The sequence below is a fragment of the Micromonospora qiuiae genome, assembly GCF_016863555.1.
GTDB classification, from domain to species: Bacteria; Actinomycetota; Actinomycetes; order Mycobacteriales; family Micromonosporaceae; genus Micromonospora; species Micromonospora qiuiae.
This window is the reverse complement of sequence record NZ_BOPC01000081.1, coordinates 1-21,397: the sequence shown is the minus strand read 5'-3', so window position 1 is coordinate 21,397 and position 21,397 is coordinate 1. Positions and strand designations below refer to the sequence as shown.

22 protein-coding genes and 3 pseudogenes are annotated in these 21,397 nt (G+C 70.4%); 11 read left to right on the top strand and 14 right to left on the bottom strand.

The window, feature by feature from the left end:
• Positions 1 to 557 precede the first annotated feature (557 nt).
• Positions 558 to 728, top strand: a complete 171-nt coding sequence (locus Vqi01_RS24300; RefSeq protein WP_239098627.1) for a hypothetical protein — start codon at positions 558 to 560, stop codon at positions 726 to 728.
• Positions 725 to 1,186 carry a VOC family protein gene (locus Vqi01_RS24295; RefSeq protein WP_204037164.1) on the top strand — a complete coding sequence of 154 codons (462 nt, stop codon included), beginning with the start codon at positions 725 to 727 and terminating at the stop codon, positions 1,184 to 1,186. The genes Vqi01_RS24300 and Vqi01_RS24295 overlap by 4 nt, the downstream gene beginning before the upstream one ends.
• Before the next feature lie 19 nt (positions 1,187 to 1,205).
• On the opposite strand, the gene Vqi01_RS24290 is transcribed toward Vqi01_RS24295, so the two are convergent.
• From Vqi01_RS24290 to Vqi01_RS24260, 7 genes are all read right to left on the bottom strand, one after another.
• Entirely contained in the window at positions 1,206 to 1,976 is a 771-nt protein-coding gene (locus Vqi01_RS24290; protein ID WP_239098626.1) for a polysaccharide deacetylase family protein, read from the bottom strand.
• A 244-nt stretch (positions 1,977 to 2,220) separates the two neighbouring features.
• Entirely contained in the window at positions 2,221 to 2,592 is a 372-nt protein-coding gene (locus tag Vqi01_RS24285; protein ID WP_204037162.1) for a PIN domain-containing protein, read from the bottom strand.
• 20 nt (positions 2,593 to 2,612) lie between these two features.
• On the bottom strand, positions 2,613 to 2,906 hold the full coding sequence (locus tag Vqi01_RS24280) for a hypothetical protein (RefSeq protein WP_204037161.1): 294 nt from the start codon (positions 2,904 to 2,906) through the stop codon (positions 2,613 to 2,615).
• A gap of 72 nt (positions 2,907 to 2,978) precedes the next feature.
• Positions 2,979 to 4,124 (bottom strand): serine hydrolase domain-containing protein, encoded by a 1,146-nt coding sequence (locus Vqi01_RS24275; protein WP_204037160.1) that lies wholly within the window; start codon positions 4,122 to 4,124, stop codon positions 2,979 to 2,981.
• Between the two features lie 4 nt (positions 4,125 to 4,128).
• Entirely contained in the window at positions 4,129 to 4,956 is an 828-nt protein-coding gene (locus tag Vqi01_RS24270) for a carbohydrate ABC transporter permease (protein ID WP_204037159.1), read from the bottom strand.
• Complete coding sequence (locus Vqi01_RS24265; RefSeq protein WP_204037158.1) at positions 4,953 to 5,927, bottom strand: carbohydrate ABC transporter permease; 975 nt, start codon at positions 5,925 to 5,927, stop codon at positions 4,953 to 4,955. The genes Vqi01_RS24270 and Vqi01_RS24265 overlap by 4 nt, the downstream gene beginning before the upstream one ends.
• Positions 5,924 to 7,285, bottom strand: coding sequence for an ABC transporter substrate-binding protein (locus Vqi01_RS24260; protein ID WP_204037157.1), 1,362 nt, complete (start codon positions 7,283 to 7,285; stop codon positions 5,924 to 5,926). Before Vqi01_RS24260 ends, Vqi01_RS24265 begins: the two co-directional genes overlap by 4 nt.
• Positions 7,286 to 7,545: 260 nt before the next feature.
• Between Vqi01_RS24260 and Vqi01_RS24255 the strand changes: the two genes are divergently transcribed.
• From Vqi01_RS24255 to Vqi01_RS24245, 3 genes and pseudogenes are all read left to right on the top strand, one after another.
• A complete protein-coding gene (locus Vqi01_RS24255; protein ID WP_204037156.1) occupies positions 7,546 to 8,640 on the top strand; it encodes a LacI family DNA-binding transcriptional regulator in 1,095 nt (364 codons plus the stop codon).
• 17 nt (positions 8,641 to 8,657) lie between these two features.
• A pseudogene (locus Vqi01_RS24250) lies at positions 8,658 to 9,617 on the top strand (glycosyl hydrolase family 32); the annotation flags it as partial.
• A complete protein-coding gene (locus Vqi01_RS24245; RefSeq protein WP_204037154.1) occupies positions 9,610 to 10,623 on the top strand; it encodes a carbohydrate kinase family protein in 1,014 nt (337 codons plus the stop codon). The pseudogene Vqi01_RS24250 and the gene Vqi01_RS24245, both read left to right, overlap by 8 nt.
• A gap of 468 nt (positions 10,624 to 11,091) precedes the next feature.
• Here Vqi01_RS24245 and Vqi01_RS24240 read toward each other — a convergent pair whose 3' ends face one another.
• The 5 genes from Vqi01_RS24240 to Vqi01_RS24220 all read right to left on the bottom strand — a co-directional run bounded on the left by Vqi01_RS24240 (position 11,092) and on the right by Vqi01_RS24220 (position 15,585).
• Complete coding sequence (locus tag Vqi01_RS24240; protein WP_204037153.1) at positions 11,092 to 12,096, bottom strand: sulfate/molybdate ABC transporter ATP-binding protein; 1,005 nt, start codon at positions 12,094 to 12,096, stop codon at positions 11,092 to 11,094.
• On the bottom strand, positions 12,093 to 12,905 hold the full coding sequence (locus Vqi01_RS24235; protein ID WP_204037152.1) for a sulfate ABC transporter permease: 813 nt from the start codon (positions 12,903 to 12,905) through the stop codon (positions 12,093 to 12,095). Before Vqi01_RS24235 ends, Vqi01_RS24240 begins: the two co-directional genes overlap by 4 nt.
• Positions 12,898 to 13,746 (bottom strand): sulfate ABC transporter permease subunit CysT, encoded by an 849-nt coding sequence (gene cysT, locus Vqi01_RS24230; RefSeq protein ID WP_204037151.1) that lies wholly within the window; start codon positions 13,744 to 13,746, stop codon positions 12,898 to 12,900. Before cysT ends, Vqi01_RS24235 begins: the two co-directional genes overlap by 8 nt.
• On the bottom strand, positions 13,743 to 14,762 hold the full coding sequence (locus tag Vqi01_RS24225; protein ID WP_204037150.1) for a sulfate ABC transporter substrate-binding protein: 1,020 nt from the start codon (positions 14,760 to 14,762) through the stop codon (positions 13,743 to 13,745). The genes cysT and Vqi01_RS24225 overlap by 4 nt, the downstream gene beginning before the upstream one ends.
• 181 nt (positions 14,763 to 14,943) lie before the next feature.
• Positions 14,944 to 15,585 carry a M23 family metallopeptidase gene (locus tag Vqi01_RS24220; RefSeq protein ID WP_204037149.1) on the bottom strand — a complete coding sequence of 214 codons (642 nt, stop codon included), beginning with the start codon at positions 15,583 to 15,585 and terminating at the stop codon, positions 14,944 to 14,946.
• Between the two features lie 162 nt (positions 15,586 to 15,747).
• Here Vqi01_RS24220 and Vqi01_RS24215 point away from each other — a divergent pair, with 162 nt between their 5' ends.
• Both Vqi01_RS24215 and Vqi01_RS24210 read left to right on the top strand, forming a co-directional pair.
• Complete coding sequence (locus Vqi01_RS24215; protein ID WP_204037148.1) at positions 15,748 to 16,527, top strand: SDR family NAD(P)-dependent oxidoreductase; 780 nt, start codon at positions 15,748 to 15,750, stop codon at positions 16,525 to 16,527.
• A complete protein-coding gene (locus Vqi01_RS24210) occupies positions 16,524 to 17,510 on the top strand; it encodes an aldo/keto reductase (RefSeq protein WP_204037147.1) in 987 nt (328 codons plus the stop codon). Before Vqi01_RS24215 ends, Vqi01_RS24210 begins: the two co-directional genes overlap by 4 nt.
• Positions 17,511 to 17,553: 43 nt before the next feature.
• On the opposite strand, the gene Vqi01_RS24205 is transcribed toward Vqi01_RS24210, so the two are convergent.
• Positions 17,554 to 18,009, bottom strand: a complete 456-nt coding sequence (locus tag Vqi01_RS24205) for a MerR family transcriptional regulator (RefSeq protein WP_204037146.1) — start codon at positions 18,007 to 18,009, stop codon at positions 17,554 to 17,556.
• A 41-nt stretch (positions 18,010 to 18,050) separates the two neighbouring features.
• On the opposite strand from Vqi01_RS24205, the gene Vqi01_RS24200 reads away from it, so the two are divergent.
• From Vqi01_RS24200 to Vqi01_RS31000, 3 genes and pseudogenes are all read left to right on the top strand, one after another.
• On the top strand, positions 18,051 to 19,223 hold the full coding sequence (locus Vqi01_RS24200; protein WP_204037145.1) for an MFS transporter: 1,173 nt from the start codon (positions 18,051 to 18,053) through the stop codon (positions 19,221 to 19,223).
• Positions 19,224 to 19,292: 69 nt separating this feature from the next.
• On the top strand, positions 19,293 to 20,150 hold the full coding sequence (locus Vqi01_RS24195) for a GNAT family N-acetyltransferase (RefSeq protein WP_239098625.1): 858 nt from the start codon (positions 19,293 to 19,295) through the stop codon (positions 20,148 to 20,150).
• Positions 20,151 to 20,565: 415 nt separating this feature from the next.
• Positions 20,566 to 20,820, top strand: a pseudogene (locus Vqi01_RS31000) (aminoglycoside phosphotransferase); the annotation flags it as partial.
• Here Vqi01_RS31000 and Vqi01_RS24190 read toward each other — a convergent pair.
• Positions 20,720 to 21,259 carry a GntR family transcriptional regulator gene (locus tag Vqi01_RS24190; RefSeq protein WP_239098628.1) on the bottom strand — a complete coding sequence of 180 codons (540 nt, stop codon included), beginning with the start codon at positions 21,257 to 21,259 and terminating at the stop codon, positions 20,720 to 20,722. The pseudogene Vqi01_RS31000 and the gene Vqi01_RS24190 overlap by 101 nt on opposite strands.
• On the opposite strand from Vqi01_RS24190, the pseudogene Vqi01_RS24185 reads away from it, so the two are divergent.
• Positions 21,182 to 21,397, top strand: a pseudogene (locus tag Vqi01_RS24185) (hypothetical protein); the annotation flags it as partial. The gene Vqi01_RS24190 and the pseudogene Vqi01_RS24185 overlap by 78 nt on opposite strands.

The following is a 21,397-nucleotide window of genomic DNA, read 5'->3' as shown; positions in this document are numbered from 1 at the left end:
GCGGTCGTGCAACGTCAACGCCTCCGCGTCGAAAGTCCTCACGCAAAATCCGAAATCGGGCCGCCGCAGGCAGCGCGACCGCCTCGATACGTCAGATGATTGACGCCGTTACCAGACGGGCGACCCAGGGAACCCCGAGCCCGAGCCGCGAGCCCAGCCAATGTTGGCGATCACATCAAGGTATCGGCCAAGCCGATGCGCCGCTTAGTGGACGACCACATGCGAACGTTAACATCGATGGCGCTAATATTTCTAGCTTGTTGCGCCCGAGACAGGCTGACCACTCCCCCGCCGTGGTCGCGTAGCGAGAACCGACGCCGGCGCAGACCGTCACGCTCACGAAGGCCGCCCTCGTACCGTAATTGGGTTGATCCCGATGAGAGGCTGGGGTCATGGTTTCGCGAGTGCGTCGGACCGACGTGGAACGCAGGGCCGCAAGACGTGCTCGACAGGCCTGACGTCGACGAGCGGTCGCTGGTGGCTGCGGTGTCCGCCGCCTGGGCCGTGGACGTCGCCGTTCTCATGTTCATGCCGGTCGGGCGGAACCGGACCCGACCGTGCTGAACTACTACCGCAGCCGACGGCACCTTGACGACGTCGCCGAGTTTCTGGGCAGCATCCTCGACCCCAGAGCGAGCCCGGAATCCCGAGCCAACGTTCTGCACTGGCTGGCTCGCATCGCCGAGACCGTCACCGAAACCGATTACCCGATGGGAGCAACCCGATGAGCCGCCACATCCAGGTCACCTTCGACGCCCACGACCCGAAGGCGCTGTCGTCCTTCTGGCGGGACACGCTGGGCTACGTGCATCCCGGCCCGCCCGGAGTCGACCTGCCCGACGGCGCCGACCCGCTGGCCGCGTGGGACGACTTCCTCGCCCGGCTCGGCGTGCCACCCGAGCAACGCAACACGAAGTCGGCCATCGAGGATCCGGAGGGGCACGGCCCGCGGCTGTTCTTCCAGCAGGTGCCGGAGGACAAGGTCGCCAAGAACCGCGTACACCTCGACGTGCGGGCGGCTCCCGGGCTGGCGGGAGAAGAGCGGATGGCGGCGCTGGAGGTCGAGTGTGACCGGCTCGTCGCGTTGGGCGCCACGCGCGTACGCCGTGTCGAGCCCGCGCCGCCGTTCGAAAACGGCTTCATCGTGATGACCGACCCGGAGGGCAACGAGTTCTGCCTCGACTGACCACGCACGCTCGCCCACGTCATTGCTCGGGCTTCAGCAGCTCCGACACGGTGACGAACCGGAAGCCTCTGGCACGCAGTCCCGTGATCATGTCTGGTAGGCCGTCGAGCGCGACGAGACGGTCGTCGGATCCGACGTCGTGGGCGAGAAGGATGGTGCCCGGTTGCGCCCGGTCGACGATGTGGCGGGCCTGGCCGGCCGGATCACCTCGGAATTGACGTTCGCGCATCTGCTGTGACCAGAGAACGATGTCGTAGCGCATGCGGGCCGCGGCGGCGAGCGCGCCGCCGCTGAGATGGCCGTACGGGGGCCGGAGAAAGCGGGGCTCGCGGCCGGTGACGTCGGTGAGCGTGGTGTGGGTGCGGAAGAGTTCGTCGTACGCCTCGTCCGGGTCGGTACGGGCGAGGTCACGGTGGGTCCACGTGTGGTTGCCGACGTCGTGCTGGCTCATCCGACGGTGGCGGATGATGTCGGCGTGGCGCTGTGCCTGTTCGCCGACCATGAAGAAGGTGGCCGGCACGCGGTGTCGGTCCAGGATGTCGAGCACCATCGGGGTCCAGCGGGGGTGGGGACCGTCGTCGAAGGTGAGAGCGACGAGTTTCTCGGTGGTGGGGACGGACCAGGTCACCTGGACCCGTCCGACGCCGAACAGGTCGGGCCGATCGGCTATGACAGCGGCGGCGGCCCCACCACGCAGCGGAAGCTTACGGTCGGTGACATCGGCTGCCTCGGCGAAGCAGACCGCTCCGACTCCCATGCCGAAGGCGACGAGGACACCATCGCGAACCATCTCGCGGCGTCGTCGTCGCGTCCACCTTGCGGGCATGGCCTCCTCCGGACCTCCTGCGGTCGAAGCGGGGCCGATTACCCGATTTCACCTCTGGCACACTCGCCGCTTTCGCGAGATCACGACCGTGGCAGCACGGCGCTACCTGCCCGCTGGGCTGCGACGAGCGCCAACAGTTCCGCGTGCGTTCGCGCGTCGGTCCAGAAGACCTCCTGCGTGAAGGGGTCCGCCCAGGCCGCCGCTGACCCTAACCGAGCGGGACCATAGCTATGCCGTACGTCTCGTACCGCTTCGGCTCGGCGGTGACAAGGGGCCGCCCGACTGGCCATTCGGCATCGGGACGGCAGGTCGCCACTGCGTGCGCATGCTGCCACGGCAGTCCGTCGGCGACGAGCCGGCCGATCGTCAGGGCAGAAGCGAAGCCCACCTCGACGATCTCGATCGCGGGCAGCGACAGCACGTGCTCACCGACTTCGGGACGTTCCGCAACGGCATCGGCCAGGCACAAGGCGGGCACGTACAGATGCCGGTGAGGTTGGCTGTGGGCTGGCGCGGCCACCAGTCCGGACAGGAAGCGGTGTCCCGGGCCCAACAGAAGCAACGCGGTGTGGTCGAGCACCAATCCAGCCGGTGCTCGACTCACGCCGCCCGCTTCTCGTCTCGGTCGTACACGTCGTCGACCTCTGGAATACGACCGGCCTCAATCTCCGTCCAGAACCGCTCAGCGGCGTCGAGATCGGTGTCGGACAGGTGTGGATTGAGGCGTTCCCGCACGTACCTGGTGGCGGCCTCGGCGCGGGCCGCCATCTCCTCCGCCGTCGGTGTGCCGTTGGCCAACTCGGAAACCAGGTCCCGGATCGTGCTACCCCGCTCGCGAGCGAGCTGGGCAAGCCGGTCACGCACCCGGCTGTCTACCTTGATGGTGGTATCCACGACCCAGGAGTATACGGCGAGAATACCGCCACGGGCTCCGGCGACACGCCGGCACCGGACCCGCGTGACGGGTCACGCCAGGCAGTCGCGCACCGCGTCGCTGAGCAGGTTGGCCCGCACGTCGTCGATGCCGCCCATCTGGTTGACGACGTAGCCGAAGCCGACCTGGTGGGTGTCGTCGCCGAAGGCCAGGTGCCCGCCCGCGCCGTCGTGACCGAAGCTGCGCTCGCCGAGCATCGGACGCGGCGCCGAGTGTACGAGGAATCCGGTGCCCCAGCGGTGTCCCGCGTCGGGGTGCCCGTACACCTGCTGGCCGGCGGCGCGGACGGTGATCGCGTCGTCGACGGACGCGGTGCTGAGCAGCCGTGGTGCGTCGATCTCGGAGACACAGGCGGCGTAGAGACGGGCCAGCCCTTCGGCGGTGCTGACGGCGCCCGCGCCCGGAATCTGGGCCGCCTGGATCGCCGGGTCGTTGAAGCTGACCAGGCCGTTCTCGTCGGCGGGGAAGGCGAAGGCGCCGCCCATGGTGATGGCACGGTCGGAGACCGGGTCGATGTCCGGGCCGGGGTCGCCGATCGGCGCCAGCATCCAGGCGACCGCGTCGCGTTCGGCGGCCGGCAGACCGACCCAGGTACGCAGGCCGAGCGGCTCGCCGAGGGCTCGGGCGAAGTAGGCGCCAGGCATCTCGCCGGTGATCCGGCGGATCACCTCACCGATCAGCCAGCCGTAGGTGATCGGGTGGTAGCTGTGCGCCGTGCCCGGCTTCCACAGCGGGGTCTGCGCCTCGATCGCCGCGATCACCGGGTCCCAGGCGAGCACTTCCTCGCGGGTGAACGGCTTGTCCAGCGCGGGCAGTCCGGACTGGTGGGTGAGCAGCCACCGGACCGGGATCTCCGCCTTGCCGTGCTGGCCGAACTCGGGCCAGTAGCGGGTGACCGGGGCGTCGAGGTCGAGCCGGCCCTGCTGCACCAGCAGGTACGCGCAGATCGCCATGATCCCTTTGGTGACGGAGAAGACGACGGCCGGGGTCTCGGCGGTCCAGGGGCGGCCGGAGCGGGGGTCGGCCAACCCGCCGTACAGGTCGACGACCTTACGGCCGCGCAGGTACACGGCGACCGCGGCGCCCACCTCCCCACGGTGGGCGAAGTTGTCGCGGAACACGTCGGCGACCGGGCCGAAGCCCTCGTCGACGTCACCGTGGATCTGCGGGTCGGTCAACTCGCTATCCCTTCACGGAGCCCTGCAACAGGGCCTTGATGAACTGTCGCTGGAAAATCAGGAACACGATCAGGGTAGGGGTCAGAATAAGCAGCGATCCAGCGCAGAGCAGCACCAGATCCGTCCCCCACTGCCCCTGGAACGCGCCCAGCGCACCGGCCATCGTCCGCTTGGTGGCGTCGTCGACCATGACGATGGCGAGCAGGAACTGGTTCCAGGTCCAGAGGAACAGCAGGATGGTCAGCGAGGCGATCGCCGGCCGGGCCAGCGGCACGTGCACCCGCCAGAACAGCTGCCAGGTGTTACTGCCGTCGACCCGGGCGGCTTCGGACAGCTCGGGCGGCACGTTGATGAAGTGCGCCCGCATCCAGAACACCGCGAACGGCATGTAGAGGCCGATCAGCGGCAGGATGATCGCCCATCGGGTGTTGAGCAGGCCCAGGTCCCGCATCTGGTAGTACATCGGGGTGACCACTGCCTCGAAGGGCAGGGTCAGGCCGAGCAGCAGCAGCCCGAAGGCGATGTGTCCGCCGGGCACCCGCAGGTGGCCGAGCCCGAAGCCGGCCATGGTGGCGATGAGTACGCCGATCGGCACCACCCCGGCCACGATCAGCATGCTCGACTTCAGCAGGGCGCCCATGTTCGCGGCGGTGAAGGCGTCGACGAAGTTGCCCCACTGCGGATCCGAGGGCCAGGCCAGGCCGGTGGGCACAGTGCCGCGGGGTTGCAGCGCCGCCGAGAGCATGCTCAGGAACGGCAGCAGGGTGACGACGACCAGCGCGATCAGGAAGATCCGGCCGGTCAGCCGCTCGCTGCGACTGCTCAGGTTCACGCCTTCTCCCCTCGGGTCAGTCGTTGGATCGGCAGGACGCAGAGCACGACCAGCAGCATCAGCACCACGCCCAGGGCCGAGGCGAGCCCGACCTGCCGCTGCGAGAAGGCGAGCCGGTAGATCTCCAGGCCGGGCACGGTGGTCTGGATGCCAGGGCCGCCGCTGGTGGAGATGTAGACGATGTCGAAGCTGGCCAGGGCCGCGATGATGGTCACGGTGAGGCAGACGCCGATCTCCTGGCGGAGGCTGGGCAGGGTGACGGCGAAGAACTCGCGGATGGGGCCGGCACCGTCCATCCGGGCGGCCTCGTAGAGCGAGGGGTCGATCTTGCTCATGCCGGTGACCAGCAGGATCGTGCAGAGGCCGAGCATGACCCAGGTGCCGATCACTCCGACCGCGGGCAGCGCGGTGTTGAACTCACCGAGCCAGGAGCGGGTGAGTGCGTCCAGCCCGACGGCCCGCAGCGCCTGGTTGACCAGGCCGCTGCTGGACAGCACCCAGCTCCAGGCGATGCCGGCCGCCACCAGCGGGATCACCTGGGGCAGGAAGAGCACGGTACGGACCAGGGTGCCACCCGGTCCGGTGGTGATCCGCCGCACCAGGCTGGCCACCAGCAGGCCGAGCGCGACCGGGATGAAGCTGAAGAAGACGATCAGTACGAACGCGTTCGAGATGATCTTCAGCAGGTCGCGGTCGGTGAAGACGGTCAGGTAGTTCTCGAACCCGACCCAGCGGGCGGGGCCGATGCCGTTCCAGCGGTACAGCGAGTACTGCACGGTCAGCGCGAGCGGGCGCAGCACGAAGAACGCGTACATGATCAGCGCGGGCAGCACCCACAGCCAGCCGATCCACCGGGCCGTGCGGCCCCACCGCCGCTTCCGGTGGGGCCGCACGGGCTGGTCGGGGTTGCCCCCGCCGGGTCGGGACGCGATGCCCGACCCGGCGGGGGCGCTGCCGAAGGCAGGCGTCATCGAGAAAGTTCCTTCTCGTACTCGGCCTGGACCGCCTTCACATAACCCTCAGGGGTCTGCTGGCCGGCGATCAGCTTCTGCATCTCCGGGGTGATGGCCGAGGCGAAGATGCCGCCGGTCGCGTTCGCGGTGAAGTCGACCGCGCCGTTGTCGGCACCGAGCTGCTGCGACGCCTTGAGGGTCTCGGCCAGCACGGTCCCCTCGGTCACCGCCGGCAGGGACAGGTCGCTCGGGCCACCCGGGTGCGAGCCGCCGATCGTCACCGAGATCTCCCGGGCCTTCTCGTTGGTGTGCGCCCAGTTGAGGAAGTACGCCGCGGCGTCGGCGTTCTTCGCCCGCGCGCCCACGCCGAAGGTGTTCGGCGCGGACATCGCCACGTTCTTCGCGTCGGCGGTCTCACCCGGGAAGAGGAAGAACCCGACCTCGCCGGCCATGTTCTTGTCCAGGTTCCCCGACTCCCAGTCGCCGTTGAACATGAAGACGCCGTTGCCCTTCATGAACTCGCCCATCATCGCGGTGTAGTCGATGGCGTTGGCGTCCTTCGGGAAGTAGCCGGCCTGTGCCCACTTCTGGATGGTCTGGGTGGCCTTGAGCGCAGCCGGGGTGTCGAAGGTGGCACCCTTCTTCTGGAAGATCCAGTCCGCGATCTGGGCCGGGTCGCCGAACTGGTTCTGCAGCGCCTGGTGCGGGAAGTTGATGCCGGCGGTGTTCTTGTTGAACTGCATGATCGGCTGCAGGTTGGCCGCCTTGGCCTTGGCCAGCAGCTCCTCGAACTCGGCGATGGTGGCCGGCGGCTGGGTCATGCCGATCTGCTCGGCCTGCTTCTTGTTGTAGAAGACGCCGGTGACGCTGTAGCCCAGCCCCATGCCGTACAGCGAACCGCTGCCGCGCTCCGCGCCGCCGTCGGTGAGCCGCAGCTGCACCAGCTGGGAGGCGGGGAACTTGTCCCAGCCGTACGCGTCGAAGTACGGGTCCATGTTCTTCAGCAGCCCGTCCTTGACCAGGTCGACCATGGTGGGCAGCCGGATGATGTCGGGCGCGTTGTCCGAGGCGAGCACACGCGGGGCGTTCTCCACGATGACGGTGAACTGGTCCTCGCGGATGTTGAACTTGACGTGCGGGTGCTGCTTGGTGAACTCGTCGGCGAGCGCCTTGGCCAACGGGAAGCCGGTCTCGGCGTACATTTCCAGGGTGATCGGATCGGTCCCCAGCTCCGTGCTGACCTTGGCGTCGGAGTCCTCCGACTTAGGCTGCTCGGAGCCGGGCGCGCTACACGCGCTGATGGTCAGGCCGGCCGCCAGCAACGGCACCAGCAGTGCCAGCCGGCGGCGGGTGAATCTGGTCGAGAACTCCGACACCTCTATGCTCCTTGACTCGTCCGCAGGCGGGTCGGGCGACGCTCCCAGTGGGCGAAACCCCGTCGCTAAACTGATTTAGCAGAGCATGCGCGCGATGCTGGCAACTGTCAAGGACGAGTTGGCCACAGTCCGGACACGGTCAGTTCACGAAACGGACGCGCTGGCTCCGATGCTCCCACCGGTGACCAACCACTCGGCACGACGCATCATGATGGGGAGCAACTGCGGCACCGAACGGACTCGCCGCGATCGGAGGATTCATGGGCCGCGACCGAGCAACCCTGGCCGACGTCGCCAGACGGGCAGGGCTGTCCAAGACCGCCGCATCCATGGTGCTCAACGGGCGGGAGGGCACCCGACTGTCCGCGGAGGCGCACCAGCGCGTGTTCGCGGCGGCGGAGGAACTCGGCTACCGGCCCAACATCGCCGCGCGCAGCCTGCGGACCCGCAAGACGGCCACCATCGCGTTCGTCTCCGACATCGTCGCCACCACCCGGTTCGCCGGTGGCCTCATCCGTGGCGCCCTGGATGCCGCTCGTGAGCGCGACCACGTCCTGCTCATCACCGAGACCCAGGGCGACGCGGCGTTCGAGCAGTACGCGATCGAGGCGATCCTCGACCGCCAGGTCGACGGCGTCATCTACGCGGCCATGGCGACCCGGCGGCTGGCGGTGCCGCCGGCGATCCTCGGTGGCGCGGTGGTGCTGCTCAACGCCACCAGCTCGACGCAGTTACCCTGGGTGCTCCCCGACGACCAGGGGGCCGGTGCGACGGTCGCCGAGACACTGCTCGCCCAGGGCCACCGGGACCGCATCGCCCTGATCGGGCGCAACCGGCAGAAGGAACGCGACCCCGAGATCTCCCTCGCGGCCGAGGCGCGGCTGCACGGCATCCGGGAGACCCTCGCCGCCGCCGGCGTCCGGCTGCTGACCGAGGTCTTCTGCCCCGAGTGGCTGCCGGAGCACGGCTACACCGCGACGCGTACGCTGCTGAGCCGGCCGGAGGCACCCAGCGCGATCATCTGCATGAACGACCGGCTGGCCTTCGGTGCGTACCAGGCGCTCGGCGAGGTCGGCCTGAGCATCCCGGACGACATCTCGGTGATCTCCTTCGACGACGACCCGATCGCCTCCTGGCTGCGCCCCGGGCTCACCACCGCCGCGCTGCCCCATGAGGAGATGGGGCGCAAGGCCGTGGAGCTCCTGCTCGACGGCGGCGGTGAGGGCCCGTCGCTGGTACCCATGCCGCTGCGCCGGCGCCGTTCCGTCGCCGCGCCCGCCAGCACCGTTCCGTCGCCGCGCCCGCCGGGTGAGGGCCCTCCGGCAGCTGATGTGACTTCCGAGGTCGCGCGCTAAACCGATTTAGTGATACCTTCCCCGCCATGCTACGTCTGCCCGACCACTGGGTGTGGGACAGCTGGTACGCCCAGGACGACGCCAACCAGTGGCACGCATTCTTCCTGCGCGCCTCCCGGGCCCTGCTCGACCCGCACCGCCGTCACCGACGCGCCTCGATCGGCCACGCCGTCTCCACCGACCTGCGCTCCTGGCGTCTCGTCGCCGACGCGCTGGTAGCCGCCGACACCGGCTGGGACGACCTGGCCACCTGGACCGGCTGCACGGTGCGCGGCCCGGACGGGCGGTGGTACCTCTTCTACACCGGCGTCGGCCGGGCCGAGGACGGGCTGGTCCAGCGCATCGGGTTGGCCGTCTCCGACGACCTGATCACGTGGCAGCGGCACGGGAACGGTCTGATCGTGGAGGCCGACCCGACCTGGTACGAACTGCTCGACCGCGAGATGTGGTACGAGCAGGCCTGGCGCGACCCCTGGGTCTTCCCCGATCCCGACGGCAACGGGTGGCACATGCTCATCACCGCCCGCGCCAACCACGGGCCGGCCGACGGGCGGGGCGTGATCGGCCACGCGACCTCCCCGGACCTGCTGAACTGGACCGTCCAGCCGCCGCTGTCCGCGCCGGCCGGCTTCGGTCACCTCGAGGTGCCCCAGGTCGCCGTCGTCGACGGGCAGCCGCTGCTGCTGTTCTGCACCAACGCCGTTGCCGCCGATCGAGGGTCCGAGCACCAACTCTGGGCGGTATCCGCACCGACGGTCCAGGGCCCGTGGGACGTGGCAGCCGCCCAGCCGATCGACCAGCCGCACCTGTACGCGCCGCGGCTGGTCCCCGACGGCGACGGCTGGTCCCTGATCGGCTTCATCGACCACGTCGACGGTCAGTTCGTCGGCGAAATCAGCGATCCGATCCCGGTCCGCTACGACCGCGCCACCGGTCTGGTCACCCAGGTGGCGGCTTCCGCGCCGACCAATGGCTGAGGTGCCGACGGCGGACGCGCTGGTGCCTGGCCCGCCCGGCGACGCGGCGGTCACGGTGCTCGGTGAGGCGGTCGTCGACCTCGTGCAGGAGCCGGACGGCCGGTTCACCGCGCACCCGGGGGGCAGCCCACTCAACGTCGCCGTCGGGCTGGCCCGCCTCGGCGTGCCGACGGCGTTGCTCGCCCGCTTCTCGACCACCCGGTTCGGCCGGCGGCTGCGGGCACACGCCGAGAGCAACGGGGTCGACCTGCGCCACGCCGTCGACACCGACGACCCGGCAACCCTGGCGATCGCCTCGCTGAGCGGTGACGGCGTGGCCGCGTACGACTTCTACGTCGACGGCACCGCCGACTGGCAATGGCGCGCCGACGAGCTGGCCCCGGCGCTCACCGGCCGAGGCATCCTGCACACCGGGTCGCTGGCGGTGTTCCGCTCCCCCGGTGCCAACCGGCTGGCCGCCGCCCTGCGCACCGCGCGTGACCGGGGCGCGCTGGTCAGCCTCGACCCGAACATCCGGCCCGGTCTGGTCGGCACCCCCGCCGAGGCCCGCGCCCGGGTCGACGGCCTGGTGGCCCTGGCACACGTCGTCAAAGCCAGCGAGGAGGACATCGCCTGGCTCTACCCGGGTCGCTCCGCCGAGGACGTGCTGCGGCACTGGCAGGATCTCGGCGTCCTGCTCGCCGTCGTGACGCTGGGTGCCGAGGGCGCGCTCGCCGTCTCCGGGACGCGCGGGTTCCGACAGCCTGCGCCGGTCGTCGACGTCGTGGACACCATCGGGGCCGGTGACGCGTTCACCGCCGGGCTGCTCGCCAGATTGTCCCGATCCCCGGTTGACCGGCCCGACGACGACCGGCCCGCGGCCAGCCGGCCCGACGAACACCACCCCCCGGCCGGCTGGTCCGACGAGGACATCGCCGCCGCACTGCGGTACGCGGTCGAGGTCGCCGCCGTCACCTGCACCCGCGCCGGCGCCGACCCGCCGTACCGGCACGACCTGCCGGCTTGAGCCGCTGGCGCACGGTCCACCGGGCGACGCGCAGGCCGCGCGCCCGTGACGGCACGCGGCCCGCACCGTCGTCATCGAGGCAGGAGGGATGTCATCGGGTCCCGATGCCGGCGGACCCTGGCTGCCTGATGCTTCCGGTGCGAGTCCCTGTCGAGCTGAACCGTTTGTGCCATCACGGCGGCTCCACACGGACGCGGGCTCCCCAATCACCGCGGCCCGCCCACACCCGCGCCTCCCCCTTCCCCCGCCTTCGGGATGGTGTGCGGAGCGAGCGTCGGAGTGTGGTGATTCGTTCGCGCCATCAGCTCGACAGGGTCGACCCTCGCATGTGCCCACCCATAGAAGAGCCGGCCCAGACCAACACGAGCTGCGGCGGACCTCACCTCCTGCGCCGCTCCGCTTTCGGCTCCAGGCCGTCACTCGGTCGTTTCGCCCGCCGCCGCCGCAGATGCCGCACGGGTTGGCAGGCTAGTGGGTGGGGATGAGAGTGGAGGTTTCGGCGCAAGGTTGGGTGGCGGTGGTCGTGGTGGTGGGGCTGCCGGGGGCGAGCCGGATCCGAATCTCGGAGTCGAGCTGGATGTTCAGGGCCTGGAACTCGTTGCGGGTGAGGGTCACGGTCACCGGCTGGCCGCCGGCCGTGGTGACCTCCACCCGGGTCTCGAAGCCGATCCGGGTCACCCGGGTCACCCGGCCGACCACACCGTCGGCGTCCGAGATGGACAGTTGCAGATCGTGCGGGCGTACCAGTTGGTCACCGAGCCGGGTGACCGGGCCGAGGAAGCGCATGACGAACTCGTTGGCCGGCCTGTCGTACAACTCGTCCGGCGAGCCGATCTGCTCCACCCGCCCGTCGTTGATCACCACGATCTCGTCGGCCACCTCCAGCGCCTCCTCCTGGTCGTGGGTGACGAAGACAGTGGTGACGTGCACCTCGTCGTGCAGCCGGCGCAGCCAGTCCCGCAGTTCCTTGCGGACCTTGGCGTCCAGGGCGCCGAACGGCTCGTCGAGCAGCAGCACGGTCGGTTCGACGGCCAGCGCCCGGGCCAGCGCCATCCGCTGACGCTGCCCGCCGGAGAGCTGCGCCGGCAGCCGGTCGGCGAACTGTTCCAGGTGGACCAGCGCGAGCAGTTCGTCGACGCGACGTCGGATCTCGTCCCTGGGCCGCTTACGGATCTCCAGCCCGAAGGCCACGTTGCGGCGTACCGTCAGGTGTTTGAACGCCGCGTAGTGCTGGAACACGAAGCCGACATTGCGCTTCTGCGGCGGCAGTCCGGTGGCGTCCACGCCCTCGATCCGTACCGTTCCGGTGTCGGCGCGTTCCAGCCCGGCGATGATGCGCAACAGCGTGGACTTGCCGCCGCCGGAGGGGCCGAGCAGCGCGGTGAGCCGTCCGGACGGAATGCTCACCGACACGTCGTCCAGCGCGACGAAGTCGCCGAAACGCTTGCCGACGTTGACGATCTCGATACTCAACGGTCTTCCTTCGGCCGGAGGGCGGATACGACGATGACGCAGGCGACGGCGACGAGGGCGAGGAGGAACGCGGTGGCGTACGCCCCGCCCTTGTCGAAGTTCAGGTACTTCTCCTCGACCACGAGGGTGGCCGTACGGGTCTCGCCGAGCACGTTGCCGGAGACGACCTTGACCGCGCCGAACTCGCCCAGCGATCGGGCCAGGCTGAGTACGACTCCGTAGATCACACCCCACCTGATCGCAGGCAGGGTGATCCGGCGGAAGGTCTGCACCGCGTCGGCACCGAGGCTGCGGGCGGCCTGTTCCTGTTCGTCGCCGACCTCCTCCAGGACCGGCACGACCTCCCGGATGACCAGCGGCAACGCCACGAACACGGTGGCCAGGACGATGCCCGGCACCGCGAAGATGATCTGTAGGCCGGCGGATTCCAGCGCCGGGCCGAACCAGCCGTGCCGGCCGCCGTAGACCAGGACCAGCGCAAGGCCGACGACGATCGGCGAGACCGACAGCGGCATGTCGAGCAGGGCGTTGAGCGCCCGCTTGCCGGGGAAGTCGTAGCGGACCAGCATGATCGAGATGCCGACGCCGAACACGGTGTTGATCAGCACGGCGATCACCGCGACGACCACGGTCAGCCGCAGCGCGTGGGTCACGTCGGGGTCGGTCAGGATGTCGTCGAGGTTGCCGAGGCCGCCGGCGAAGGCGTTGCGTCCGACCAGGTACACCGGCCAGGCCACCAGGAAGAACAGGTACGCCGCCACGACGAACCGCAGAACCTGGCGGCGGGCGAATGTGGAGTGGTCAGCCACGGCGGATCACCCTTCGCGCGATGACGTCGAGAGCGACGATGACGGCCAACGAGACGGCCAGCAGCACCACCGCGACGGCGGCGGCGCTGTCCGGGTTGTCGTTCTCGATGCTGCTGAGGATGCGTACCGAGGCCACCTCGGTACGCATCGGCAGGTTGCCGGAGAGCAGGATCAGCGAGCCGTACTCGCCGACCGCCCGGGCGAAGGAGAGCGCGGCGCCCGCCGCGATGGCCGGGGTGAGGCTCGGCAGGATGATCCGCCGGAAGGTGGTGAACCGGCTCGCGCCCAGTGACGCCGCCGCCTCCTCGCTCTCCGGTTCGAGTTCGGCGAGCACCGGCTGCACGGTTCGCACGATGAACGGCAAGGTGACGAAGAGGAAGGCGAGGAAGACCGCGGTCCGGGTGTTGGCGATGTTGACACCCAGCGGGCTGTCCGGCCCGTACAGCGACAGCAGCACCAGGCCGGCGACGATCGTCGGCAGCGCGAACGGGACGTCGATGAGGACCTCCAGCGCGCGCTTGCCGATGAAGCGGTCCCGCACCAGCACCCAGGCGATCAGGGTGCCCATCACGATGTTGACCAGCGTGACGAGCAGCGCGGTGCCCACGGTCAGCCGGAGGGTGGCGGCGGTCTGCTCGTTGGTCACCGTCCGCCAGAATCCGCCCCATCCGCCCTGGGCCGCGGTCACCGCCACGGCGGCCAGCGGAATCAGCACCAGCAGGCTGAACCACACCATCGCCACGCCGAGGCCGAGCCCGGAGACCCGGGTCAGCGGCAGGCCGCCCCGGGCCGACCGGCGGTTGCGCGGCGACCGGCTCGGGGCGAGGGCCGCCGAGGTCATTTGGCCTTCCCGGAGGCCGCGATGACCTTGGTGACGATGCCGTCGTTCTCGTCGAAGAACTTCTTGGACAGCGCGGACCAGCTTCCGAAGTCCTTCGCCACGGTCAACAGCTTCTGCGGGGCGGGGAACGGGTTGTCGGGGTCGGCCGCGCCCTCGACGCCGGTGGTGTCGACGCCGTCGATGACCGGCCGGAAGCCGGTGAGCGCGAACTGCCGCTGCCCCTGCGGGCCGAGCACGAAGTTCAGCCACTCCTTCGCCTTCGGGTCGGCCTTGGAGAGGATCGCGCCCGGGTTCTCGATCAGCACCGTGGTCGCGGGCAGCACCCAGTCCAGCTTCTCGCCGTTCTGCCGGGCCAGGATCGTCTCGTTCTCGTACGCCAGCAGCACGTCACCGGTGCCGTCGAGGAAGGTCGTGGTGGCGTCGCGACCGCTGTTGGGCAGCGACACCACGTTGCCGAAGAGCTTGGTGAGGTACTCCTCGGCCTGCACGTCGGTCCCCCCGTTGGCAGCGACGTGCCCCCAGGCGGCGAGGGCGTTCCACCGGGCGGCACCCGAGGAGGCCGGGTTCGGCGTGACGATGCCGACGCCGGGCTTGATCAGGTCGTCCCAGCCCTGGATGTTCTTCGGGTTGCCCTCGCGCACCGCGAGCACCACCACCGAGGAGGAGACGATGCCCTTGGTCGGGCCGTCGTCCCAACTCGCCTCGACCAGGCCGGCGTCGACCAGGCGGGTGACGTCGCTGGTCACCGAGAAGTGCACGTAGTCCGCCTTCAGGCCGGACACCACCGCCCGGCTCTGGTCCCCGGAGGCGCCGTAGGAGGTCTTGAACCGGACCCCCTTGCCCGCCTCGGTCTTGGTCCACTGTGCCGCGATGGCCTTGTTCGCCGCCTCGGGCACCGCGAACCCGACGATGTGCAGCGTGGTGGTCTCGCCCGCCGCGCTGCTGCTGCCGCAGCCCGCCAGGGCCAGGCCGGTGACGACGGTGAGGGCGACGGCCGTTCTGATCCGGTGCCTCATCTTCGATCCTGTCCTCCGTCCAGTGCGCACCCGCACTATGCAAATCCGACCGATTAAGTAGGGAATGCGCCCGATTCGAGTCGCCAACGGGAAGGTGCTGACGGGGACTGAATATCCCACTAACTCGACAGGTTTTCAAGCCTTACTCGGCGAAGAAACGGCTCTCGCCGAGCACGTGACCTCAGGCGGGACAGTTGTTGCTGGTCAGCCGCACGGTGTACTCGGCGTCGTCGTGGGTGATGCCGGACGGCTGCCCGTCGAACCAGGTCTCCACCTTCTGCCAACCCCGGCGCTGCTCGTAGTGCAGGTGCGGCGCGCCGGAGTTGCCGGTGCTGCCGATTCGGCCGAGCTGCTCGCCCTGGGCGACCCGCTGCCCGACCTGGACCAGCGGCGGTTCGAGCAGATGCAGATACTGGGTCTCCCACCGGCCACCATGGTCGATCTTCACCCAGTAGCCGCCGCCGCGGCCCCGGGGCCCGTCGGGATTGTCGGGAGTACGCCCACCCAGCGAGCCGTTGATCCCGGCCACGGTGACCGTGCCCGCGTAGGAGGCGAGCACCGGCTGCCCCCACGGGTCGCCGTCGAGGGGGAAGAAGTCCACGTCGTACTCGCCGTGGCCGGGGTAGGTGCCCAACTGCCACGTCTCACCGCAGCCGACGGGCATCTGGAACAGCGGGCGCGGTCCCGGCGGCAACAACTGCGGCACCACGAACGCGGCAACGGCGGCGAGCACCAGCAACGCACACGCGGCGAGCAGGACACGAAGCGTCTGACGGGTACGGGTACGGGTACGGCGATGGGAGCGGGGGTGGCCGGTCGTCACCCCTCAAGGGTGGCAGACACCGGCTCGCTCCCATTGCAGACACCGGCTCGCTCCCATTCACGGTCTTGTGAAGCGTCATGATCGCCTGATAGACATCAGACGTATTGCCGGCTCAGATGTCTGGGGGCGACGGTTGAAGCTGCTGCGAGCGGGCGCGCCGGCATGACCGGCGTCGACACCCGGGAGTTCGCCGGCCTGGCGGCGGTGGTCACCGGCGGCGCGTCCGGCATCGGCCTGGCGACCGCCACCCTCCTCGCGGAGCGGGGCGCCCGGGTCGCGTGCCTGGACCTGAACCCGGAGGCCGTACCCGCGCCGTTGCTCGGCCTGGCCGCCGACGTGACCGATGACGATTCTGTACGCGCCGCGATCACCGCCGCGAGCGACGCCCTCGGCGGCATCGACATCCTGGTCAACAATGCCGCCATCGGCGCACTGGGCACCGTCGAGGCCAACGCCGACGACGAGTGGCACCGGGTGCTCGACGTCAACGTGGTGGGCATCGTGCGGGTGACCCGCGCCGCGCTGCCGCACCTGCGCGCCTCGGCGCACGCCGCGATCGTCAACATCGGTTCCATCGCCGCCTGGCTCGGCCTGCCCCAGCGAGCGCTCTACAGCGCCAGCAAGGGAGCCGTCCAGGCGCTCACCCTGGCGATGGCCGCCGACCACGTCTCCGCCGGCATCCGGGTCAACTGCGTCAACCCGGGCACGGCGGACACCCCCTGGGTCCGCCGCCTGCTCGACGCCGCCGAGGACCCGGCGGCGGAACTGGCCGCGCTGCGGGCCCGGCAACCCACCGGCCGGCTCACCACCGGGCAGGAGGTGGCCGCCGCCGTCGCGTACCTGGCCAGCCCACTCGCCGGGTCGACCACCGGCAGCGTGCTCGCCGTCGACGGCGGGATGCACGGCCTGCGGCTACCCACGCCACCGCCAGGCGCGGCATGAGCGGCGTACGGATCGGCCGGTCGGCGGTGACCGTGAGCCGCCTCGGTCTCGGCTGCGCCCAGTTGGGCAACCTCTACGCGGCGATCGACGACGCCGAGGCCGACGCCACCGTGGCGGCCGCCTGGGACTGCGGCATCCGCTACTTCGACACCGCGCCGCACTACGGCCTCGGGCTCTCCGAGCGCCGGCTCGGCGCCGCGCTGCGCGCCCGGCCCCGGCAGGCATACACGATCAGCACCAAGGTGGGCCGGCTGCTGGTGCCGGATCCCGCCGGGGCCGGCCGCCGCGACCCCGAGGGCTTCCAGGTGCCCGCCGACCACCGCCGGGTGTGGGACTTCAGCGCCGACGGGGTACGCCGCAGCCTGGAGACGAGCCTGGCCCGGCTCGGTCTGGACCGGATCGACCTGGTGCTCATCCACGATCCGGAGGACCATCAGCAGGCGGCCCTGGAACAGGCGTACCCGGCTCTGCACGAGCTGCGGGCGCAGGGCACGATCGGCGCGATCGGGGTCGGCACGAAGCACTGGCAGACGTTGCACCGGTTCGTCGTCGAGACCGACGTCGATGCGGTCATGGTCGCCGGCCGGTACACGCTGCTGGAACAGCCAGCGCTGCACACGCTGCTGCCCGAGTGCCAGCGCCGCGGCGTGTCGGTGCTCAACGTGGGCGTCTTCAACAGCGGTCTGCTGGCCGTGCCGCACCCGCACGCCGGCCTGCACTACGAGTACGCCCACGTGCCGCCCCCGGTGCTGGAGCGGGTACAGGCGATCGTCGCGGTCTGCGACCGTCACGACACGACCCTGCCGGCCGCCGCGCTCGCCTTCGCCGCCGCCCACCCCGCGGTCGCCGCCGTGGTCGTCGGCGCCGACCACCCCGATCAGGTACGCCGCAACGCCGCCCTGCTGGCCGCACCACCCCCACCCGAGGAATTCTGGTCCGACCTGATAGCCGAAGGCCTCCTGCAAGGAAGGGCCCCCTTTTAACGCCTCGTGTAGAGGAAGGGCCCCCTTTTAACACCTGCTCAGCTCAGCGGGTCTGGCCGACTGCCGGGCCCGCCTTACGGACCGACCGGCGTACCACCGCGCAGCCCGGGTCACCGGGCCGGCCGGGTCCCACCACGTCACCACGTACGTCGGCGACGATGGTGGCGAGCAGCTCGCGGCTGCGTTGCAGCGACTCGATCTTCTCGGTCAGCAGGTCCAGCTCGCCTTGGAGGGTGTCGGCCAGGCGGGCGCGGTCGGCCGGCTCGTCGGGGATCACCGCGCGCCCGTCCAGCAGGAACTTCAGCGCCTCTCCGACCACACCGGAGGGCAGCGCGGCCGACAGCATGCACCGGATGCGAGCCACCCGGTCGACATCGGACTCCTGGTAGATCCGGTATCCCGAGTCGGTGCGTACGGGCGCCAGCAGGCCCTGTTCCTCGTAGTAGCGCAGCATCCGCACCGAGGCACCGGTCCGCGCGCTCAAGTCTCCGATCCGCATCGCTTGACTCTAACGTCAATGTCAGGCTTTAGCGTCCGCCTGTGATCCTTTATGTGCTCCTCGTCTGCTCGTTCGCCGTGGCCACCGCCGAGTTCGTGCTGGTCGGTCTCCTCCCCCAGGTCGCCGCCGACCTGGGCGTGTCGGTTCCCGCCGCCGGGCAACTGGTCACCGCGTACATGATCGTGGTGACCGTGGGCGGCCCGGTGGCCGCCGTGCTGACCCGCCGGCTTCCGCGCCGGGAACTACTGGCCGGCACCATGGCGCTGGCCGCCGTGTCGGCGGTGGCCAGCGCGATGTCCACCTCGTACGCCATGCTGTTGTCGGCTCGGCTCGGTTCGGCGCTGGCGCAGGCGCTGTTCATGGCAGTGGCCTCCCAGGTCGCCATGGCCGCCGTGCCGCCCGAGCGGCAGACCGTCGCCGTGGCCCGGATTTTCGGCGGGTTCGCCCTGGCCACCGTGCTCGGTCTGCCGCTGGGCAGCCTGATCGGTGAGGCGTACGGCTGGCCGGTCACCTTCGTGGTGGTGGCCGGGATGGCCACCGTCGGGCTGCTCGGCGTGGTCGTCTTCTGCCCCCGGATCGCCGCCGCGCCACCCGCCGGGGTCCGGGACAGCGTCGGCGCGCTGCTGCGCCGTCCCGTCCTCGCCGGCCTCGGCGTCACCCTGCTGGCGTTGACCGGTTTCGTGGCGGCCTTCACCTACGTCGCGCCGATGCTGCGCACCGTCACCGGCCTCAGCCCCGGCTGGGTCAGCGTCGGCCTGGTCGGCTACGGCCTGGGCACCATCGCCGGCAACCTGCTCGCCGGCCGGGTACGCCCCGACGCGATCACCCGCCGCCTGCCGCTCGCCGTCGGCGCGCTGGCGCTGCTCCTGCTCGCGCAGCCGCTCCTGCTGCCGGTGGCACCGCTGGCACTGGTCGGGCTGGCGCTGCTGGGGGCGGCGGCGTTCCTGGTCGTACCGCTGGTCCAGACCTGGCTGATGGGTCAGGTCGACGCGGGCACCACGGGCCTGGTCGCGGCCGTCAACATCTCCGTCGCCGGCGCTGCCGGAGCCCTCGGCGCCGTGCTCGGCGGCGCGGTGCTCGCGGTCGGCCTCAGCGCGGCCTGGATCGGCCCGGTCGCCGCCGTCTCCGTCCTGGCCGCGACCACCGTCGCCGCCGGCATCGCCCGGGTGCCGGCACCAATCGGACGTACGCCGGGAGCGCTGCTCCGGCGATGAGGCGGGCGGAGAGCAAACCCTTTGAGGCTGACGGGCTGGCGATGTTTGGATCAGGATGTGTCGACCGTGATGAGCACACCGGGTGTCGATGGGTTGGGCGAGGTCGTGCGCGTGCTGCGCCAGTGGCAGTACGACGGGGCGCCGATGCAGTTGCATCCGGGGGACCTGGGCTGGCACTGGCGGTTCGGAGCGGAGACCACGGCCCGTGCGGTCCGGACCTGGAGTCGCGACGGAACTATCCTCGCTCTCGGGCTGCTGGACGGTCCCGGCCTGGTGCGACTGGCGATCTCCCCCGGCGCCGGCCACGACGAGGAACTGGCCCGTCAGATGGTCGCCGACGTGACGCAGCCGGAACGCGGCGTCCTGCCACAGGGGGCCGTCTGCGTCGAGGCGCGGTGCGACGGCGTGTTCCGCGAGCTGCTGCTCGCCAACGGGTGGGACCTCGACGAGCCGTGGACACCACTGCGGCGCGACCTCGCGAAGCCCGTGGAAGACTGCGGCGTACCGATCAAGGCGATCGGCCCGGAGCAGGCCCACGTGCGGGTCGGCGTGCAGCGCGCGGCGTTCGACAGGTCGACGTTCACCGACGAGCGGTGGCACGCGATGGCCACCGGCTCGCCGTACGCCGAGGCCCGGTGCCTGGTCGCCTACGACGACCACGGCGTCGCGGTGGCGGGCGCCACGGTGTGGTCAGCCGGTCCGGGGCGGCCCGGCCTGCTCGAACCGATGGGCGTGCACCGCGAGCATCGTGGTCACGGCTACGGCACGGCGATCACCGTCGCCGCGGCGGCCGCCCTACGGGACATGGGCTCGTCGAGCGCGATCGTGTGCACCGAAAGCTCCAACGCCGGCGCCGTCGCCACCTACCGGTCCGCCGGTTTCCAGCAGCTATCCGACGTACGCGACCTGCGTCGTCGGAGCGGTTGAGTCGGCCCGGCGGCTGTTCCGCGGAGCCCTGATTGTCGCGGGACCTGTGCTGCCGCGGGACCTGTGCTGCCGCGGGACCTGTGCTGCCGCGGGACCTGTGCTGCCGCGGGACCTGTGCTGCCGCGAGGCACTGTGCTGCGCCGGGGCCTGTCGAGCTGAGAGCACCAACGGATCGCGGCGCCCGGCCACCGGTGGGACGCCCGACCGCGGTGGGACGCCCGAATGTCTGGCCGACGCTGTGCCGATGACCGTCATCCCAGCGGCTCGCCCGCGGCGGGACGCCCCGACGGTGGCGGAACGCCCGACGACGGCGGCCGGGCAGCCGATCGGCCAAGGGGCGCGATAGCGCAAAGGGTTCAGCGCGACAGGCTCCAACCACGACACCATTCGGCCCGCGCAAAGTGATCGACGCACACCACGAGCGGGGGCCACGCCACTGTCCACGCTTGGTGATGCCCTACGCCGGATGCACAGCACGTTCGGCGCGAGATACGGCAAGCTCACCGCCATCGCCCGCGGCGAGGCCGCCCGGAGCCGACGCGCCGAGGACATCATCGTGGACCGGGCACTCAGACATCTCCGGGCTGCGGCCGTACGCGACCCTCGGTTGACCGACGCACACGATCGGATCGCCGGACACGTACGCCAGCTTCGCACTGCGCGATCGGTGGCAGAAAAACTGCACCGGCATCGGCGTGTCGAGCAGCTAAACTGCCACCGATCTTGGGACGGACGGGTCCACACGCGGCAGCGCTGCTCCCACGAGATCGTCGTACCTCCACGCGAGGGTCAATCTTCCGTTCCTGGCGCTCAGCAACCCATAGACCCCGCCCTTGCAGGCCGACCACCAAGCCACGGTCCTGCAAGATGATCACCGCTCGCTGCACGGTCGTCACGCTAACCTGATACAGGTCTGAAAGCTCCCGACATGTTGGCAAGCGGCCCCGGGAGGTGCTCGCCCACGCGGCCGGCCATCCCGACGCGCCGAGCACGATTCTCGCGCTCGCCGCCGTCGTCGGGGTGTGCCGGGCGTGGCCGCGCCATTCCTCACCTTGGCCCAGATCCTCAACCGGCTCACCGTCACCGCCCGCCAGACCCTGCCCGAGCATTCTCCCGGCCCGGACGGCCGCTGCCCGCTCTGCCGTACCCGACTGCGCCGTGGCGGCCGCCGCCCGCGACGTGCTCGACACCATCAACCTGACCCGCTGGCTCCCGCTCGACCGCCCCCGACGGTCCGGAGCGTTAAT

What these genes read in the sequence shown, in the direction of transcription:
- Vqi01_RS24295 (WP_204037164.1), top strand. Translation starts at nt 725, where the DNA reads ATGAGCCGCCACATCCAGGTCACCTTCGACGCCCACGACCCGAAGGCG.
- Vqi01_RS24290 (WP_239098626.1), bottom strand. Translation starts at nt 1,976, where the DNA reads ATGGTTCGCGATGGTGTCCTCGTCGCCTTCGGCATGGGAGTCGGAGCG.
- Vqi01_RS24265 (WP_204037158.1), bottom strand. Translation starts at nt 5,927, where the DNA reads ATGACGCCTGCCTTCGGCAGCGCCCCCGCCGGGTCGGGCATCGCGTCC.
- Vqi01_RS24255 (WP_204037156.1), top strand. Translation starts at nt 7,546, where the DNA reads ATGGGCCGCGACCGAGCAACCCTGGCCGACGTCGCCAGACGGGCAGGG.
- Vqi01_RS24245 (WP_204037154.1), top strand. Translation starts at nt 9,610, where the DNA reads ATGGCTGAGGTGCCGACGGCGGACGCGCTGGTGCCTGGCCCGCCCGGC.
- cysT (WP_204037151.1), bottom strand. Translation starts at nt 13,746, where the DNA reads ATGACCTCGGCGGCCCTCGCCCCGAGCCGGTCGCCGCGCAACCGCCGG.
- Vqi01_RS24225 (WP_204037150.1), bottom strand. Translation starts at nt 14,762, where the DNA reads ATGAGGCACCGGATCAGAACGGCCGTCGCCCTCACCGTCGTCACCGGC.
- Vqi01_RS24215 (WP_204037148.1), top strand. Translation starts at nt 15,748, where the DNA reads ATGACCGGCGTCGACACCCGGGAGTTCGCCGGCCTGGCGGCGGTGGTC.
- Vqi01_RS24210 (WP_204037147.1), top strand. Translation starts at nt 16,524, where the DNA reads ATGAGCGGCGTACGGATCGGCCGGTCGGCGGTGACCGTGAGCCGCCTC.
- Vqi01_RS24205 (WP_204037146.1), bottom strand. Translation starts at nt 18,009, where the DNA reads ATGCGGATCGGAGACTTGAGCGCGCGGACCGGTGCCTCGGTGCGGATG.
- Vqi01_RS24195 (WP_239098625.1), top strand. Translation starts at nt 19,293, where the DNA reads ATGAGCACACCGGGTGTCGATGGGTTGGGCGAGGTCGTGCGCGTGCTG.
- Vqi01_RS24190 (WP_239098628.1), bottom strand. Translation starts at nt 21,259, where the DNA reads ATGCTCGGGCAGGGTCTGGCGGGCGGTGACGGTGAGCCGGTTGAGGAT.